This is a genomic window from Mogibacterium kristiansenii, assembly GCF_029224645.1.
GTDB classification, from domain to species: Bacteria; Bacillota; Clostridia; order Peptostreptococcales; family Anaerovoracaceae; genus Mogibacterium_A; species Mogibacterium_A kristiansenii.
In genome coordinates, this window is sequence record NZ_JAQXUZ010000016.1 from 14,960 (window position 1) to 31,729 (window position 16,770).

Below are 16,770 nucleotides of genomic sequence, written 5' to 3' on the forward strand. Positions count from 1 at the left end.
TATTGCTTCGTGGAACACAGAGGAGAGATGAAATGCTTAGAGCTGTTTTGCTGGGACCTCCGGGAGCCGGAAAGGGAACCCAGGCCGTAAGACTGGTAGAAAAGTATGAGATTCCGCACATTTCTACCGGCGATATCTTCCGGAAGAATATTAAGGAAGGTACCGAGCTGGGGAAAAAAGCGCAGGAGTACATGAATGCAGGTGCGCTTGTACCGGATGAACTGGTTGTTGATCTGGTAAAGGACAGACTGCAGCAGGATGATTGTAAGAACGGATTCCTGTTGGATGGATTTCCAAGAACGATTTTCCAGGCAGAAAAGCTGGATGAATTCCTTTCGGAATCCAATCTGAAAATGGATATCGTAATCAACCTCAAGGTTGAAAAGGAAGCTTTGATTAAGCGACTGACCGGCAGAAGAGTCTGCAAGGACTGCGGTGCAAGCTATCATATCGTCAACATTCCTCCGAAGAAGGAAGGTGTCTGCGATATCTGTGGCGGTGAGCTGATTCAGAGAAAAGACGACAACATTGAGACTGTGGAGAACAGAATCAACGTCTATGAAGAGCAGACCGCTCCGCTCATTGGATATTATAAGGGAGCAGGTTCGCTGGTTGACTTTGACGGAGAAGCTTCTCTGGACGAAGTTTTCGATGCAATCGTTCAGGCAATCGGTGAGCAGGAATAATTCCTGACGTTATAATTAAAGGAGACTGATATTATGGCGAAAAAGAATGCCATCGAGGTTATGGGCACAGTCGTGGATGCTCAGCCTAACGCAATGTTCAAGGTAAAGCTGGAAAACGGTTTTGAAGTCCTTGCACACATTTCCGGAAAGATTCGTATGAATTACATTCGAATTCTCCCGGGCGACCGCGTTAGAGTAGAGCTTTCTCCGTATGACTTGACTCGTGGACGCATTACCTGGCGTGATAAGAACAATAACAACTAAGTATAAGGAGGAACTAACATGAAGGTAAGAGCTTCAGTTAAGCCTATGTGTGAGAAGTGCAAAGTAATCAAGAGACACGGTAGAGTCATGGTTATTTGTGAGAACCCTAAGCACAAGCAGAGACAAGGCTAGTTTTATCAGATATTAATAAAACATATTAATATAAGGCACTGCTTTGCCGGGAAAGCGGTGTGACTATTCAAAATTGCAACCCCTGTCTATATCGCCCCCGGAGTGGTGATGGAAGATGGGAAAGGAGGAAGAAATGGCAAGAATTGCCGGAGTTGACCTGCCAAGAGATAAGAGAATCGAAATCGGTCTGACTTATATTTATGGTATTGGTCTGAAGACGTCTAAGGATATCCTCGCTAAAGCGAACGTAAATCCAGACATCAGAGTTAAGGATCTGTCCGAGGAAGATGCCGGAAAGATCAGAAAGGTAATCGAAAGCGATTACATCGTAGAAGGTGACCTGAGAAGAGAGACTTCCCTCAACATTAAGAGACTGATGGAGATCGGAAGCTACAGAGGCATCAGACACAGAAGAGGTCTTCCAGTAAGAGGACAGAAAACCAAGACGAACGCTAGAACTCGTAAAGGACCTAAGCGTCTGGCTGGTAAGAAGAAATAAGGTGAGGAGGTAGAGAAATATGGCTGCTAAAAAGCAAGTTAGAAAGAAAAAAAGAGAACGTAAACACGTTGAAAGAGGCCAAGCTCATATCCAGTCCACCTTTAACAACACACTGATTACTCTGACTGATATGGACGGTAACGCTCTTTCTTGGTCCAGTGCAGGCTCCAATGGTTTCAAGGGCTCCAGAAAGTCCACACCATTCGCTGCACAGAGTGCTGCAGAAGTAGCTGCGAAGGCTGCTATGGAGCACGGTCTGAAATCCGTAGAAGTATTTGTAAAGGGACCGGGTTCCGGTAGAGAAGCTGCTATCAGAGCACTGGAAACCGCAGGCCTGAAGGTTGTATCCATCAAGGATATTACACCGATTCCGCACAACGGATGCAGACCGCCTAAGAAGAGAAGAGTCTAATCGGAAGGAGGAGTAATACATGGCTAGAAATAGAGAACCGGTACTGAAGAGAGCAAAGGCACTTGGCATTGAGCCTCAGTACCTGGGAATTAATAAGAAATCGAAGAGACAGGTTCAGCAGAGCAGAAGAAAGAAGAGCGAGTACGGTATTCAGCTGACTGAGAAACAGAAGGTTAAGTTCTACTACGGACTTCAGGAAACTCAGTTCAGAAACACCTACGAGAAGGCTACCAAGAGAGCCGGCGGTGCAGGTGAAAACCTTCTGATTATGCTGGAGAGCAGATTCGACAATGTAGTATTCAGAATGGGATTTGCTGCAACAAGAAGAGAAGCCAGACAGCTGGTTTCCCACGGACACTTCCTGGTAAACGGAAAGAAAGCAAACATTCCTTCCATGGAACTGAAGGCTGGAGACGTTATCTCCGTAAAGGAAAAGTCCAAGTCCTCTCCGAAGTTCAAGGAGCTGAGAGACATGGTTATCACCACTCCACAGTGGCTGGATATTGACCTGGACAAGCTGGAAGGCAAGATCCTGACTGCTCCAACTCGTGCTGACATCGATTTACCAATCGAAGAGCGTTACATCGTAGAGTTCTACTCTAGATAATGCGTTTAATGTTTTTACATTTTGCTGGTAAATTAATGGGAGGAAGAGAATGATCGAGATAGTAAAGCCAACAATCACTAAAGAAATCGATGAGAATGGCCACTATGGTAAGTTTGTCGTAGAACCTCTGGAAAGAGGATACGGCACAACATTAGGTAACTGTATGAGAAGAATTCTCCTGAGTTCCCTGCCAGGCGCTGCTATCACTTCGGTAAAGATCGATGGAATTCTTCACGAGTTCTCGACGATTCCTGGCGTTAAGGAAGATGTGACGGAAATTATCCTCAATCTGAAAAGACTGGCAGTTCGCATCAACGGAGATGAGAACAAGAGAGCCATCATTAACGCAGTGGGTCCGAAAGAAGTAACAGCTGCCGACATCATTGTGGATGCGGATACGGAAATTTTCAACCCGGATCTGCACATTGCAACGCTTGCAGATAATGCGACACTTGTAATGGAGATGAATCTGACTTCGGGAAGAGGTTATGTTCCGGCGGAACAGAACAAAAAGGAAAATACTCCGATCGCAGAAATTCCAGTGGATTCTATTTTTACTCCTGTGAAGAAAGTAAACTTCACGGTAGACAATACGAGAGTCGGCCAGGTTACAGACTTTGACAAGCTGACCCTGGAACTCTGGACAGATGGATCGATTACACCGGAAGAAGGCGTTTCAATTGGTGCGAAAATCATGCAGGAGCATCTCAACTTGTTCATCGGACTGGGTTCCGATGTGGATGAGATGGAATTCATGATCGAAAAAGACGAAGACCGCAAGGTTAAAGCACTTGAAATGACAATTGAGGACCTTGAATTGTCGGTTCGTTCATTCAACTGCCTCAAGAGAGCATCCATCAACACCGTTGAGGAATTGACCCAGCGGTCCGAGGAAGACATGATGAAGGTCAGAAACCTCGGAATGAAGTCACTTGTAGAAGTGAAGAACAAGCTGGCTGAGCTCGGATTGAGCCTCAAGCCAAACGACGATAACTAAGCGAAAGGAGCATACTGATGAAGGGTTACAGAAAGCTGGGCAGAAATTCTGCACACAGAAAATCCATGCTGAGAAACCTGGTAACCGATCTCTTCAGAGAGGGTAGAATCACTACCACTGAGATGAGAGCGAAAGAAGCCGGCCGTATCGCTGAAAAGATGATCACAAAGGCTAAGAAGGGTGATCTTCACGCACGGAGACAGGTACTCGAATATATCTTTGACGAGGACGTTGTAACAAAGCTGTTTGAAGAAATCGCTCCGGGATATGAAGATAGAAATGGTGGTTACACCAGAATCCTCAAGCTCGGACCGAGACAGGGAGACAACGCAGAAGTCGTATATCTGGAACTGGTATAAGATATGATTTAACAGGCGGAGCGGGCTGAGCCCGCTTCCGCTGCGTATACTTGAATAAGTAAGATGAAACGTCTTTAGATAACCTGCGGTTTCAAGGGGTCCTGCGCAATGGATGCCCGTGAACCTTGTCAGGACCGAGAGGGAGCAGCAATAAGCGGTTCCGTCCGTGTGCCGCAGATCCACCTCTTGATGGACTGCAGGTTATCTAAGGACGTTTTTTTATTGTTTTAAACAGAAAAGCCGAGATGAATTTATAAAAATACTTATATTTTATTGACAAAAGAACCGACCTTTGGTATTATAACACTATCACATTAGTACTTTAACACGATAAAGTGATAAAACAAAAATACGCCGTACAAAGAGCGACGGCAAGAAAAATTAAGAAAAGGACAAGGGAAGGAAAAATGAAGAAATTTATCTATCTGATGACAACGATTGCATTGGTTGCCGGAATGGCACTGCTGAGCGGATGCGGAAGCTCCAAGGAAGCCACGGATTACGCATACATCGAAGACAAGGGTACTCTGACGGTGGGACTGGATGATACTTTTGCACCGATGGGCTTCCGGGATAAGGACGATAACCTGGTGGGCGTAGACATCGATCTGGCGAAGGCTGTTGGAAAGAAGCTGGGCATCAAGGTGGAATTCCAGCCAATCGATTGGGATGCCAAGGAAGCGGAGCTGAAATCCAAGAACATTGACTGCGTATGGAACGGAATGTCGGCGACAAAGGATCGTCAGAAGAGCATGACGCTGTCCAACAAGTACTTCAACAATAAGATTTTGGTAATGTCCCTGGATAAGGGCATCAACATCAAGAGCAGTGCAGATCTGAAGAACTATAAGGTGGGCACTCAGGCGGATTCCGCAGCGTTGGAATCCGTCAAAGCGGATAAGAACTACGATTCTTTTGCGGATAACGTATCGGAATATCCAACCTACGATGAAGCGATTTTGGATATGAAGGCGGGCCGCATCGACGTCGTCGTCATCGATGAGGTATATGCACTCTACAACAACAAGAATAAAACCAAACTGTATCAGTCGGATTTCGATTTCGGATCGGATAAGTACGCAGTAGGCTTCCGAAAGGGAGATAAGGAATTGGCTGTAAAGGTGAACGATGCGATTCAGGAATGCATCGATGACGGAACGGCAGACAAGATTTGCGAGAAATGGTTTGGCAAAGGCAGCAGCCTGATAATCAACGAGGGGTATGACAACTAGGGTTTTGACAACGAGGAATTTGACAACTTGGGATTTGACAGCATGGGACGATAAGGTGAATGACTGCACTTTGCTTTATCATATGAATCTATAAGGTATTGATGAATCAGCGGGTCTTCGGACCCGCTGAAGGATTGTGAGGAGTTTTATGAGCTACATACAGACAATTACACCGGCACTTTTGCAAGGGGCAATCATCTCTTTGGAATTATTTGCGTTGACGTTGATTTTTTCCCTGCCGCTGGGGCTGCCCATCGCATTGGGCGAGAATTCGAAGCTGTCGCCCCTTCGGTGGTTCTGTAAAGTGTACGTACTTGTTTTTAGGGGAACGCCGCTGATGTTGCAATTGTTCTTCTTCTACTATTTTTTCCCGATTTGTCTGAACATTCGTATGGATGCGTTTCCGACGGCGGTAATCACCTTCGCGCTGAACTATGCAGCGTATTTTGCGGAAATTTACCGGGGCGGAATTAAGAGCATCGATGCGGGTCAGTACGAAGCCGCGCATTCCCTGGGATTGAGTCGAAGTCAGACGCTGTTCGGCATCATTTTGCCCCAGACGTTTCGCATCGTGATTCCGCCGATTTCCAACGAAATCATCGTCCTGGTGAAGGACACGGCGCTGGCGTCGGCAATTGCCTTGGCGGATATTATGAAAGTCTCCAAAAGCATCGTGAACAGAGACGGTTCGCTGATGGCGTATGTAATCGCGGCGGCTATGTATCTGGCATTCTCCTTCTTGGCAACCTGCGTGATGGAGAGATTGGAAAAGAAGACGTCTTTGTACGACGGAAAGGAGGCCTAGAATGGCACTGCTGGAAATGAAGAATATCGTGAAGGATTTTGCCGGCTGCCGGGCCCTGGATGACGTGAGTCTTTCGGTAGAGAAGGGTGAAACCGTGGCCATCATCGGGCCGTCCGGTTCTGGAAAAAGCACCCTCCTTCGCTGCATCAATGCCCTGACACGGATTTCCCGGGGAAGCATCGCTCTGAACGGGGAAGTTTTCGTGGATTCGGAAAACGGACAGGTACAGAATAGGAGCGGACAGCCGGAGGCGGTATATCCGTCGGAGAAGGAGCTGAAGCGCATTTGCTGCGAGACAGGAATGGTGTTCCAGCACTTCAACCTTTTCCCGCACATGAACTGCTTGAAGAATATCACCTACGCGCCGGTAAAAGTAAAGGGCGTGAATCCGGCCGATGCGGAGGCGCGGGGGCTGGAGCTCCTGAAGCTGGTAGGGCTTCCGGACAAGAGAAATGAGTTTCCGGGACGTCTCTCCGGCGGACAGAAGCAGCGGGTGGCCATTGCGAGGGCGCTGGCCATGGAGCCGGAAATCATGCTGTTCGACGAACCCACGTCCGCACTGGACCCGGAGATTACGGGAGAAGTGCTGAACGTGATGAAGACGTTGTCTGCTCGAAATACCACCATGGTGGTGGTGACTCACGAAATGGGTTTCGCCCGGGAAGTGGCGGACCGAGTTGTGTTCATGAACAAGGGCAAAATTGTGGAGGAAGGAACGCCGGAGGAAATCTTCGAACATCCGAAGAGCGAGCGGCTGCAAGAATTCCTGAGCTCCATGCTGCAGGTGAAGAAATAGGTGAAAATAGAACAACAAATAGGAACAGTTTAAGGGCGATGCGGCCGGAAATGGGGCGCATCGCCCCTTTCTATGGCGCGAACCCTGCAGTGAGAATCCACTATGCCATAGAGAGATTGACAATAAAATTTTTAAATTATATAATAAGCACTGAGTTTATGTGAGAATCGAGCGCTCTTAGATTACCTGCAGGTCGAGGGGACCCTGCGCAAGGGTGAGCCGTGAATCTTGTCAGGTCCGAGAGGAAGCAGCAATAAGCGGTCCTTACCCTGTGCCGCAGACCCGTCTTCTCCAATCTGCAGGTAATCTAAGGGCGTTGTCTATATTACGGGAGGGAAAATGCATCTAGCTTTGTATCGGTCGGAGCGGCCGGAGCGTTTCAATGAAATCATCGGACAGAAGCACATCGTGCGGATTCTGCAGCATCAGCTGGAAACGGACAATGTGAGCCAGGCCTACCTGTTCACCGGCACCCGGGGAACGGGAAAGACCACCACGGCCCGAATTCTGGCGAAGGCTTTGAACTGCACCGGCAATCCGGCGGACGGACAGCTTCCTTGCGGTGAATGCGAGAACTGCAAAGCGATTAAGGAAGGCCGTTTTCTGGATGTTATCGAGATGGATGCCGCGTCCAACAACGGTGTGGATGATATACGGGACTTGATCGACCGAGTGAACTATCCGCCGATGGTGGGCCGGTACAAGGTCTACATCATCGACGAGGTGCACATGCTTTCCACCAGTGCGGAGAACGCCTTCCTGAAAACCTTGGAAGAACCGCCGGCACATGTGATTTTCATCCTGGCCACCACCAATCCCGAGAAGGTGCGGGAGACCATCCGTTCCCGGTGCATGCGGCTGGATTTCCGCCGGGTGTCCGAGGATGACCTCATTGAAGGCATGGAACGAATCTGCCGGCGAAAACAGGTGAACATCACCCGGGATGCCCTGGCGCTGGTGGCGCAGAAAGCCGACGGATCCGTGCGGGACGGCCTCAGCATTCTGGAGCAGTGCATCAGCGGCGGCGATGCGCTGGTGGATCTGGAGACGGTGGAAGACTACCTGGGAAGCGCCGGAATGGATTTCTATCTGGGCCTGACCCAGAACGTAATTGAGCACAACATGGCGGAAGCGCTGAAGCGAGTGGGGGATGCCCTTCGTACCGGCTGCGACGCGAAACAGATATTCAGCGATTGGCTGGAGCATTACCGAAATCTGATGGTGGTGCGGTATGTGGACGATGCCAAACGGCTAATCAATGCATCGGAGGAGAACATCGGCCGCATGCGGCTTCAGGCAAGTCAGATGGATGCGGATTCTTTGGAGGTGAGCATTCGCCTTCTTTCGGAATACATCAACCTGGCACGCTCCTCCACCCAGCCGAGAATCCTTCTGGAAACGGCAGCGCTGCACTTGATGAACGGCAAGGCGGTGCCGTCGTCCAAAGTCGCGGAGATGCTTCAGCTGGCAAAAGCAGAACTCAAGAAGGTGCCGCTGGTTCCGACCGTGCAGGCGTCGTCGCCGGAACAAACGATGGCGGCGGAACCAAAAGAAGCGGCGGAGCCGGCCGTCCCGGTATCGGAAGCTTCAGTCCCGACAGCGGCCGTGCCGGAAACCTCCGACGCGGCGGAAACTTCTTTTTATGAGGACGGATTCGACCCGGAAGCGATATGGGATCGGATTGTGGATATCGTGGCGCAGGATGCGGGTGCCAGCTTTCGGATTATGGTGGGCAGCACCAGCCGAATCGAATCTTACCGGAACGGCGAATTGTCGATTTTGGTGAAGGCCAATAAGATTGACTTGGCCAATGACAGCAAGGCGGAGATTCAGGCGGCGGCCCGGCAGATTTTGGGAGAGCACGCGGTGGTGACCTTGCGGTCCGACGACGGAAAGGGCGCACCGACCGGGACAGCGCCGGCGCGGGACGTGAAGCCGGTTACCGCACTGAAGCCTTCCAACCCACCGGCAGCGGAACCGAGCAGACCGATACCGGAAGTGCCGGCATACCCGGCGGAACCGGAGTTCGGCATCGGGGATGAAGGCGTGGATGAAATCGTCCCATCCGACTACAATATGATGGGGGGCGTGGATTACCCGACCCGGATGGAGCAGAAGGACGATATCGTTACCGAAATTGCGGAAGAAGCCGGAATCCTTTTCGGCACGTCCGTGGAAATAATTGACTAACATTAAGAACTACAGAGGAGGAAAAGAAAAATGGGCAAAGGTATGAGAGCAGGAAAGAGAAAGACCAAGATGGGCGGCGGCGATATGCAGAAGCAGCTGAAGCAGATGCAGGCAATGCAGCGAGAGATGGAGCAGAGCCAGGCTGAGCTGGCGGAGAGAGAGTTTACTTCCACAGCCGGCGGCGGTGCGGTTGAAGTGGTAATCAACGGCAACAAGGAAATCACCAAGCTGAACATCGATAAGGACGTTGTGGATCCGGATGATGTGGAAATGCTGCAGGACCTGCTGATTGCCGCAGTGAACGAAGGCATGAGACAGGTGGATACCGTTGTGGAGCAGGAAATGAGCAAGATTACCGGAGGACTGGGAATCCCGGGACTCTAGGAGGAGCAGCATGAGGCAGTATCCAAAACCGCTGAATCGATTAATCAATGAGTTTTCAAAACTGCCGGGAATCGGTGGAAAGACAGCACAGAGACTGGCGTTTCATGTGCTGTCTTTGAGTACGCCGGAAGTGGAGAGCCTGGCGAACGCCATTCGGGATGCGAAGCAGAACCTGCGCTACTGTTCCGTGTGCGGAAATCTGACGGATCAGGATCCCTGCTCCATCTGTTCGGATCCACAGCGAGATCCGAAGGTCATCTGCGTGGTGGAATCCCCGCAGGACGTACTGGCCATGGAACGGATACGGGAGTTCAACGGGCGCTATCACGTTCTTCACGGCACCATTTCGCCGGTGGAGGGAATCGGTCCCGGGGACATCAACCTGAAATCCCTGATCGTTCGGCTGCAGAAGGAGCCGGAGGTGGAAGAGGTAATCATCGCTACCAATCCCAACATCGAGGGAGAAGCCACCGCCATGTACATTTCCCGTCTGCTGAAGCCATCCGGAATTCGGGTGACGCGAATTGCTCACGGCATTCCGGTGGGCGGCGACCTGGAGTATGCCGACGAAGTCACCTTGCTGAAGGCGATGGAAGGCCGTCGGGAGATCTAATCGATTCAAACGCGAACGCATTTTACGGAAACCTTTAGAGGGGAAGGAGCAATCATGTCGATTGAGAAGGTAAAAGAATATTTGGAACAGTTTGAGGCGGCGGACCGCGTGATGGAGTTCGACGCATCCAGCGCCACCGTGGATCTGGCGGCAGAAGCCCTGCACGTAGACGGTGCCCGTATTTGCAAAACCCTGTCGTTCCGCAACAAGGAAGAGGGTGCGATTGTGGTGCAGATGGCGGGGGACGCCAAGGTGGATAACCACAAATACAAACACACCTTCGGGGTAAAAGCAAGATTCCTCACACCGGAGGAAGTACTGGAATTCACCGGTCATCCCATCGGCGGCGTCTGTGCTTTTGCCATCGACCGCGATGATGTGAAGGTGTACTGCGACGAATCCCTTCGCCGATTCGACACGGTTTTCCCGGCCTGCGGCACGGCCAACAGCGCCATAGAAGTAAGCTGCGATGAGCTCTTCGAGTTCTCCCGAGCACTGGAATGGGTGGATGTGACTAAGTTGCCGGAGGCATTCGAATAAAGCATGCACGAATGAAATTTAATTAAAATCCAGATATAAAGAAAAAAGGCTTGCGTCGATCGGACCATTGTGGTAATATAAACAATGTAATCGACGTCGGGATGTGGCCCAGCTTGGTAGGGCGTCTCGTTCGGGACGAGAAGGTCGTGAGTTCGAATCTCGCCATCCCGACCAATAGAAACAGAAGTTCATCAATTGAACTTCTGTTTTGCTATGTGCGGATTATTTTATGATTTAAGGGAGGGAATACAGATGGCAGTGATCGAATCGAAGAAAAAGCTGGGATTCGGAATGATGCGTCTTCCGAAGAGAACAGATACGGAGAAGGGAGAGCTGGACAACATCGATGTGGAGAAGGTAAAGGAAATGGTGGACACCTTCATTGCGAGGGGGTTTACTTATTTCGACACCGCATGGATGTACCACAACAAGAACAGCGAACAGGTGGTGAAGCTGGCCTTGACCGACCGCTACTCCCACGACCGCTACACTCTGGCAGATAAATATCACCTGGCCTACGTGAAGGACGGCACGCCGGAAGAGGTGTTCCTGGCACAGCTGGAGCGCTGCGGCGTGGAGTATTTTGACTACTATCTTCTCCACGATATGGGCCACGACAACTACGGAAAATTTCAAGAAGTAGGCGCCTTCGACATGGTGGCAAAGATGAAGGCAGAGGGAAAAATCCGCCACGTGGGCTTTTCCTGCCACGACAAAGCACCGTTCCTGGATCGGGTGCTCACGGAGCATCCGGAGCTGGAGTTCGTCCAAATACAGCTGAACTACCTGGATTGGGACAGTCCCGGAATTCAGGCACGGGAAGCCTATGAGATGATTACAAAGCACAACAAGCCGGTCATCGTAATGGAGCCGGTAAAAGGAGGTATGCTGGCGAACCGGATTCCGGAGAGCGTGGAGGCGGCGTTCAAAGCATACGATCCGGATCTGTCCGTTCCGTCCTGGGCCATCCGCTATGCGGCCGGGCATGATAATGTGGCCGTGGTGCTGTCCGGTATGAGCAGCATGGAACAGCTGCTGGATAACACGGGATACATGGAGGATTTTAAGCCGCTGGATGAAAAGGAACAGGAGCTGATCCGGCAGGCGGTGACGAAGATCAACGAAGGGATTGAGATTCAGTGCACCGGATGTTCCTACTGCACGGCAGGATGTCCGATGAATATTCCGATTCCGGAATACTTCTCTCTGTATAACGCGGACCAGAATGAGACGCGGACGGATTGGACCACTCAGCGGGAATTCTACAGCAGAACGGCGCTGAACAGCGGCAAAGCCGGCGACTGCATCGGCTGCGGCCAGTGTGAGGCAATTTGCCCGCAGCACCTGCCGATTATCGAGAACCTGAAGAAGGTGGCCGCATACTTTGAGGGAGATGGGGATAAGGAAGCATAAATCGAATTGACATTTGAAAAAGTGAAGACCAAAACAAAGGCTGCGGCGTCATGCCGCAGCCCTCGTTTTATTCATGAGCAAGTAATTCTATTTCATCAAATTGCAAATTCTGTTGCTGAAGGCGACCGGGTCGTCGATTGGCAGGCCTTCAATAATCAGAGCCTGATCGTACAGAAGCTGAGCGTAATCCGAAACCTTTTCCTTGTTGTCGGAATCCACGGCGGCCTTCAGGGCAGCGAAGAACGGATGGTCTCCGTTCAGCTCCAAGATTTTGTCCGCCTTGATGGCGCCCACTTCCTTGTTGCCGGTAATCTCCGCCTGTGCCTTCAGTACCTTTTCCATCTCCAGGGAGAGGCCGTCGCCGGAGGCAAAGCATACCGGATGATCCTTCAGACGAGTGGATAGAATGACGGACGCTACCTTGTCCCCGAGTGCTTCTTTTACCGCGGTGAGAACGTCCTTGGCTTCCTCTTGCTTCTCTTCCTGTGCCTTCTTCTCCTCGTCACTCATCTCGAAGCCCAGATCTTTATCGGAAATGCTCTTGAACTCCTTATCGTCGTAGTTCTGCAGAATCTTCAGGGCGAACTCGTCAATCTCGTCGGTGCAGTACAGAACCTCGTAGCCCTTCTCCTTGAAGAGATCCATCTGCGGCATTTTGGCAATCTTTTCCTTGGATTCGCCGGTTGCGTAGTAGATGTATTTCTGATCGTCCCTCATGCGGCTTACGTATTCCTTGAAGGTGGCAAGCTCGTCGGTAGTGCTGCTGTAGAATTCGATAAAGTCCTTCAGCTTATCCTTATGTACGCCATACTGATCATAGACGCCGTACTTCAGCTGCATGCCGAAGGCTTCGAACATTTTGTCGTAGCTCTCCCGATCTTTCTCCTGCATCTCCAGAAGGGTGCTTGAAATTTTCTTCTCCAGGCGCTGGGCGATGGCCTTCAGCTGGCGGTCCTGCTGCAGCATTTCACGGGAAATGTTCAGGGACAGGTCCGGGGAATCCACCAGACCCTTGACGAAGCTGAAGTAATCCGGCAGCAAATCCTCACAGTGATCCATAATCATGACGCCGCTGGAGTAGAGCTGCAGCCCCTTCTTAAAGTCCTTGGTGTAGTAGTTAAACGGCACCTGACTCGGGATGAACAGCAGGGCATCGTAGGAAATCACGCCCTCCACGTTGGTGTGGATGACCTTCAGCGGATCGTTCCAGTCGAAGAATTTGGACTTGTAGAACTCGTTGTACTCCTCTGCGGTAATCTCGCTCTTCTTCTTTTTCCAGATCGGCACCATGCTGTTGAGGCGCTCGTCCTCCCGGTAGGTCTCGTACTCCGGCTGATAATCCTCTTTGGCCTTTTCCTCCTCCGACGCTTCCTTCATCTTGGACTTCTCCACGTTCATCACGATTGGGTACCGGATGTAATCGGAGTATTTGGTAACCAGGCTGCGCAGGCGATATTCCTCCAGGAACTCATCGTATTTGTCGTCCTCGGTGTCGTCCCGCAGAGTCAGCTGAACGGTGGTGCCCACCTCGTCCCGGCTGCTATCCTCCACGGAATAACCGTCGGCACCGTCACTGATCCATACGTGGGCCTGCTCCTCTCCCAGCTTGCGGGAAGTGACCTCGATGTGTTTCGCTACCATAAAAGCACTGTAGAATCCCACGCCGAATTGTCCGATGATGTCGGTGTCTTTGGCGGCCTCTTCGTTCTCCGTCTTAAAGCCCAGGGAACCGCTCTTGGCGATGATTCCCAGATTCTCCTCCAGCTCCTCCGCGGACATTCCGATGCCGTTATCGGAAATGGTCAGGGTGCGGTCATCCTTGTTCGGCTCAATCCGAATCTCAAAATTCTCCCGGGAAAGTCCGGTCTTGCCGCTCTTGGCCTCTTCGTAATACCGCTTGTCAATGGCATCGCTGGCATTGCTGATAATCTCCCGCAGGAAAATCTCCCGGTTGGTGTAAATGGAGTTAATCATCAAATCCAACATCCGCTTGGATTCTGCTTTGAACTGTTTTTTGCTCATCTTGTGATACCTTCCTTCTATTTATATTTATTTCATTTCCATAAAAACAGGATCGGAGGGTTAGCACTCACCGAACCCGTTTGCTAATAAACATAATACTCTTTCGGCGGGGGGATTTCAACCGCCGAAAATAAATATCACAGAAAAATCATATTGTCACCGCGGAAAGAAACGACTATACTCAAGATACGCACTTTATAATTCGATATACTGTATATAATTTAGAAGAAAGTCAGCAGCGTACTGAGAGGATGCAAGGAGTGATAACGATGAATAAAAAATATGATGTAGTAATTGTGGGCGGCGGCCCGGCGGGACTGACGGCGGGAATCTACGTCGGCCGTGCGGGAAAGACCGCAGCCCTCTTTGAGAAAGAGATGATCGGCGGACAGATCACCTACACCGATGAGATCGACAACTTTCCGGCGGCCCCGGGAATGGGCGGCGCGGAATACGCCATGAAGCTGCAGCAGCAGGCGGCGGATTGCGGCACCGAGATTTTCATGGATGGCGTAACGGAGATTCTGCCGAAGGAAGACGGAAGCTATGAAGTAAGGACGGCGGACGAATCGGTGGAATGCACTGCCGTAATTCTGGCCACCGGACTGCAACGGCGGAAGATGAACGTGCCGGGGGAAGAAGATTTCATCGGCCGGGGGCTTTCCTTCTGTGCCGTGTGCGACGGCGCCTTTTTCCGGAACCGGGATGTGGCGGTCTACGGCGGCGGCAACACCGCGGTGGAGGACGCCATCTACCTGTCGGGCATCTGCCGGAAGGTGACCATCATCCATCGCCGAGACCGTTTCCGAGCGGAAGATCGATTGGTTCGGGAACTGGAGTCCAAAGACAATGTTGTTTTTGCCATGGAAAAGACCGTATCCTCCGTGCAAGGCGAGAAGATTATTCAGAGCGTGATCCTGCGGGACGGAAAGACCGGAGAAGAGACGGAGCTTCCGGTGGACGGATTTTTTGTGGCCATCGGACAGGTGCCGAACGGGGAGCCTTTCCGCGGACTGGTGGAGATGGACGACGCCGGATACTATCAGATCGATGAAAACTGCGGCGGCAAGCGGGACGGCGTGTTCGTGGCCGGAGACGGCCGAAGCAAGTCCGTGCGCCAGCTCACCACGGCGGTGGGCGACGGTGCGGTGGCGGCTACCCACGCGTGCCGGTACGTGGACCGGGTGAACGGCAACGAATATATTTAATAGTGAATGCGTACAGTGCATTTGGGATGAGAATATGGTATAATCACCCCGTGCGAATGTATATTGTGTAATGTATAGGAGGGAACAAAATGGCAGAATTTGAAGAAAACTGCACTCATTCTTGCGAAACATGCAGCGCAGATTGTGCGTCCAGACAGGGGGAACAGAAGGATCCTCACGAAAAGATGCATGAGGGATGCAGTGTCAAAAAAGTCATTGGCGTAGTCAGCGGAAAGGGCGGCGTTGGCAAATCCATGGTCACCGCGCTGTCGGCAATCGCTGCAAATAGAAATGGTCTGAAGACCGGTATCCTGGATGCGGATATCACCGGACCGTCCATTCCGAAGATGTTCGGAATTCACGAGAAGGCAGAGGTGTCCAACATGGGACTGCTTCCGGCTTCCACACCGACTGAGATGGAGATCATGTCTCTGAACCTGCTGACGGATAACGAGACGGATCCGGTTATCTGGCGAGGACCGGTAATTGCCGGTGCGGTTACCCAGTTCTGGACCGACGTAATCTGGGGCGACCTGGATGTAATGTTCATCGATATGCCGCCGGGCACCGGCGACGTTCCGCTTACCATCTTCCAGTCCATTCCGGTGGATGGTATCATCATCGTGACTTCTCCGCAGGAGCTGGTATCCATGATCGTGGAGAAGGCAATGAAGATGGCTCAGATGATGAACATTCCGATTCTCGGAATGGTGGAGAACATGAGCTACCTGCAATGCCCGGACTGCGGAAAGAAGGTCGAGGTATTCGGACCGAGCTCTGCGGATGCCATCGGTGCGGAATACGGCATTCCGGTCATCGCAAAGCTGCCGATCGATCCGAAGCTGGCAATGCTCAGCGACGCCGGAAGAATCGAGTTCCACGAGAACAAGGAAATGGATGCCATGGTGGACGTTCTGGCAGAGATGGGTCTGGACATTTAAAGAATACTATACAAAAAAATTTACTTGACTTCCTTGCGGAGTCAAGTATAATTTTTAGTGTTTGAGTTTACAAATACTAAACTTCATTTTTAGTATTCTATGTTTTTAGAAAAAGAGGTTATCATGGAAATCGGAGAGAAAATCCGTCGAATCCGAATCGAACGGGGTCTGACCCAGGAGGAGCTGGCGGACCGAGCAGAACTGTCCAAAGGGTTTATTTCGCAGATTGAACGGGATCTCACTTCCCCGTCCATCGCCACCCTGGAGGATATTCTCACCTGTTTGGGAACGGACTGCGGAGAATTCTTTGCCAACCGGACCCGCCCCCAGGTGGTGTTCTCGGCGGAAGATTATTTCTTGAAAGAAGATTCGGCCAGAAAGAGCCGCATCGAATGGATCGTCCCCAACGCCCAGCGAAACGAGATGGAACCCATCCGGCTGACCCTGAAGAAGGGGGGATCCACCATACCGGACAATCCCCACGAGGGCGAGGAGTTCGGATACGTTATTTCCGGAAGTGTGGAAGTCCACATCGGAAAAGAGAAATATGCCGTGGGAGAAGGAGAGAGCTTCTATCTCTATCCGGACGAAGAACATTACATCAGCTCACCGGCGGGGGCCGAGCTGATCTGGGTGAGTACACCCCCAAGCTTTTAAAGAAATGACATCG

20 protein-coding genes, 1 tRNA gene and 2 other RNA genes are annotated in these 16,770 nt (G+C 51.1%); 22 read left to right on the forward strand and 1 reads right to left on the reverse strand.

Annotated features, from left to right (window positions below; genetic code table 11):
- Nucleotides 1-32: 32 nt before the first annotated feature.
- From PUE40_RS04595 to PUE40_RS04685, 19 genes are all read left to right on the forward strand, one after another.
- Nucleotides 33-686 carry an adenylate kinase gene (locus PUE40_RS04595; RefSeq protein WP_277672037.1) on the forward strand — a complete coding sequence of 218 codons (654 nt, stop codon included), beginning with the start codon at nucleotides 33-35 and terminating at the stop codon, nucleotides 684-686.
- 33 nt (nucleotides 687-719) lie between these two features.
- The gene (gene infA / locus PUE40_RS04600) at nucleotides 720-950 is read left to right on the forward strand and encodes a translation initiation factor IF-1 (protein WP_154554963.1); all 231 of its coding nucleotides are present in this window, start codon (nucleotides 720-722) and stop codon (nucleotides 948-950) included.
- A gap of 18 nt (nucleotides 951-968) precedes the next feature.
- Complete coding sequence (gene rpmJ, locus PUE40_RS04605) at nucleotides 969-1,082, forward strand: 50S ribosomal protein L36 (RefSeq protein WP_154554964.1); 114 nt, start codon at nucleotides 969-971, stop codon at nucleotides 1,080-1,082.
- 133 nt (nucleotides 1,083-1,215) lie between these two features.
- The gene (gene rpsM / locus PUE40_RS04610) at nucleotides 1,216-1,581 is read left to right on the forward strand and encodes a 30S ribosomal protein S13 (protein ID WP_154554965.1); all 366 of its coding nucleotides are present in this window, start codon (nucleotides 1,216-1,218) and stop codon (nucleotides 1,579-1,581) included.
- Nucleotides 1,582-1,600: 19 nt separating this feature from the next.
- The gene (gene rpsK, locus PUE40_RS04615; RefSeq protein ID WP_154554966.1) at nucleotides 1,601-1,993 is read left to right on the forward strand and encodes a 30S ribosomal protein S11; all 393 of its coding nucleotides are present in this window, start codon (nucleotides 1,601-1,603) and stop codon (nucleotides 1,991-1,993) included.
- Nucleotides 1,994-2,012: 19 nt separating this feature from the next.
- Complete coding sequence (gene rpsD, locus PUE40_RS04620) at nucleotides 2,013-2,600, forward strand: 30S ribosomal protein S4 (RefSeq protein ID WP_154554967.1); 588 nt, start codon at nucleotides 2,013-2,015, stop codon at nucleotides 2,598-2,600.
- Nucleotides 2,601-2,649: 49 nt separating this feature from the next.
- Nucleotides 2,650-3,597 (forward strand): DNA-directed RNA polymerase subunit alpha, encoded by a 948-nt coding sequence (locus PUE40_RS04625; protein WP_154554968.1) that lies wholly within the window; start codon nucleotides 2,650-2,652, stop codon nucleotides 3,595-3,597.
- 17 nt (nucleotides 3,598-3,614) lie between these two features.
- Nucleotides 3,615-3,956 carry a 50S ribosomal protein L17 gene (gene rplQ / locus PUE40_RS04630; RefSeq protein ID WP_154554969.1) on the forward strand — a complete coding sequence of 114 codons (342 nt, stop codon included), beginning with the start codon at nucleotides 3,615-3,617 and terminating at the stop codon, nucleotides 3,954-3,956.
- A 7-nt stretch (nucleotides 3,957-3,963) separates the two neighbouring features.
- Nucleotides 3,964-4,188, forward strand: an RNA gene (gene ffs, locus PUE40_RS04635) — signal recognition particle sRNA large type.
- 175 nt (nucleotides 4,189-4,363) lie between these two features.
- On the forward strand, nucleotides 4,364-5,188 hold the full coding sequence (locus PUE40_RS04640) for an amino acid ABC transporter substrate-binding protein (RefSeq protein WP_154554914.1): 825 nt from the start codon (nucleotides 4,364-4,366) through the stop codon (nucleotides 5,186-5,188).
- A gap of 148 nt (nucleotides 5,189-5,336) precedes the next feature.
- A complete protein-coding gene (locus PUE40_RS04645) occupies nucleotides 5,337-5,993 on the forward strand; it encodes an amino acid ABC transporter permease (protein ID WP_154554913.1) in 657 nt (218 codons plus the stop codon).
- 1 nt (nucleotide 5,994) lies between these two features.
- Nucleotides 5,995-6,789 (forward strand): amino acid ABC transporter ATP-binding protein, encoded by a 795-nt coding sequence (locus PUE40_RS04650; protein WP_154554912.1) that lies wholly within the window; start codon nucleotides 5,995-5,997, stop codon nucleotides 6,787-6,789.
- 115 nt (nucleotides 6,790-6,904) lie between these two features.
- Nucleotides 6,905-7,113, forward strand: an RNA gene (gene ffs / locus PUE40_RS04655) — signal recognition particle sRNA large type.
- 15 nt (nucleotides 7,114-7,128) lie between these two features.
- The gene (gene dnaX, locus PUE40_RS04660; RefSeq protein WP_277672038.1) at nucleotides 7,129-8,979 is read left to right on the forward strand and encodes a DNA polymerase III subunit gamma/tau; all 1,851 of its coding nucleotides are present in this window, start codon (nucleotides 7,129-7,131) and stop codon (nucleotides 8,977-8,979) included.
- Between the two features lie 30 nt (nucleotides 8,980-9,009).
- Entirely contained in the window at nucleotides 9,010-9,363 is a 354-nt protein-coding gene (locus PUE40_RS04665; protein ID WP_154554910.1) for a YbaB/EbfC family nucleoid-associated protein, read from the forward strand.
- Nucleotides 9,364-9,373: 10 nt separating this feature from the next.
- Entirely contained in the window at nucleotides 9,374-9,976 is a 603-nt protein-coding gene (gene recR, locus PUE40_RS04670; RefSeq protein ID WP_154554909.1) for a recombination mediator RecR, read from the forward strand.
- Between the two features lie 54 nt (nucleotides 9,977-10,030).
- Nucleotides 10,031-10,516, forward strand: coding sequence for a YbaK/EbsC family protein (locus PUE40_RS04675; RefSeq protein ID WP_277672039.1), 486 nt, complete (start codon nucleotides 10,031-10,033; stop codon nucleotides 10,514-10,516).
- A 97-nt stretch (nucleotides 10,517-10,613) separates the two neighbouring features.
- Nucleotides 10,614-10,690 (forward strand) — tRNA-Pro (locus PUE40_RS04680).
- A gap of 78 nt (nucleotides 10,691-10,768) precedes the next feature.
- Nucleotides 10,769-11,929 carry an aldo/keto reductase gene (locus PUE40_RS04685; RefSeq protein WP_154554907.1) on the forward strand — a complete coding sequence of 387 codons (1,161 nt, stop codon included), beginning with the start codon at nucleotides 10,769-10,771 and terminating at the stop codon, nucleotides 11,927-11,929.
- Nucleotides 11,930-12,016: 87 nt separating this feature from the next.
- Here the strand turns inward: PUE40_RS04685 and htpG are convergent, their stop codons facing one another.
- Entirely contained in the window at nucleotides 12,017-13,951 is a 1,935-nt protein-coding gene (htpG, locus tag PUE40_RS04690) for a molecular chaperone HtpG (RefSeq protein WP_277672040.1), read from the reverse strand.
- A 269-nt stretch (nucleotides 13,952-14,220) separates the two neighbouring features.
- On the opposite strand from htpG, the gene PUE40_RS04695 reads away from it, so the two are divergent.
- From PUE40_RS04695 to PUE40_RS04705, 3 genes are all read left to right on the forward strand, one after another.
- Nucleotides 14,221-15,159, forward strand: a complete 939-nt coding sequence (locus PUE40_RS04695) for an NAD(P)/FAD-dependent oxidoreductase (protein ID WP_277672041.1) — start codon at nucleotides 14,221-14,223, stop codon at nucleotides 15,157-15,159.
- An 89-nt stretch (nucleotides 15,160-15,248) separates the two neighbouring features.
- Complete coding sequence (locus PUE40_RS04700; protein WP_154554904.1) at nucleotides 15,249-16,100, forward strand: Mrp/NBP35 family ATP-binding protein; 852 nt, start codon at nucleotides 15,249-15,251, stop codon at nucleotides 16,098-16,100.
- A 123-nt stretch (nucleotides 16,101-16,223) separates the two neighbouring features.
- Nucleotides 16,224-16,757, forward strand: coding sequence for a cupin domain-containing protein (locus PUE40_RS04705; protein ID WP_154554916.1), 534 nt, complete (start codon nucleotides 16,224-16,226; stop codon nucleotides 16,755-16,757).
- Nucleotides 16,758-16,770: the final 13 nt, after the last annotated feature.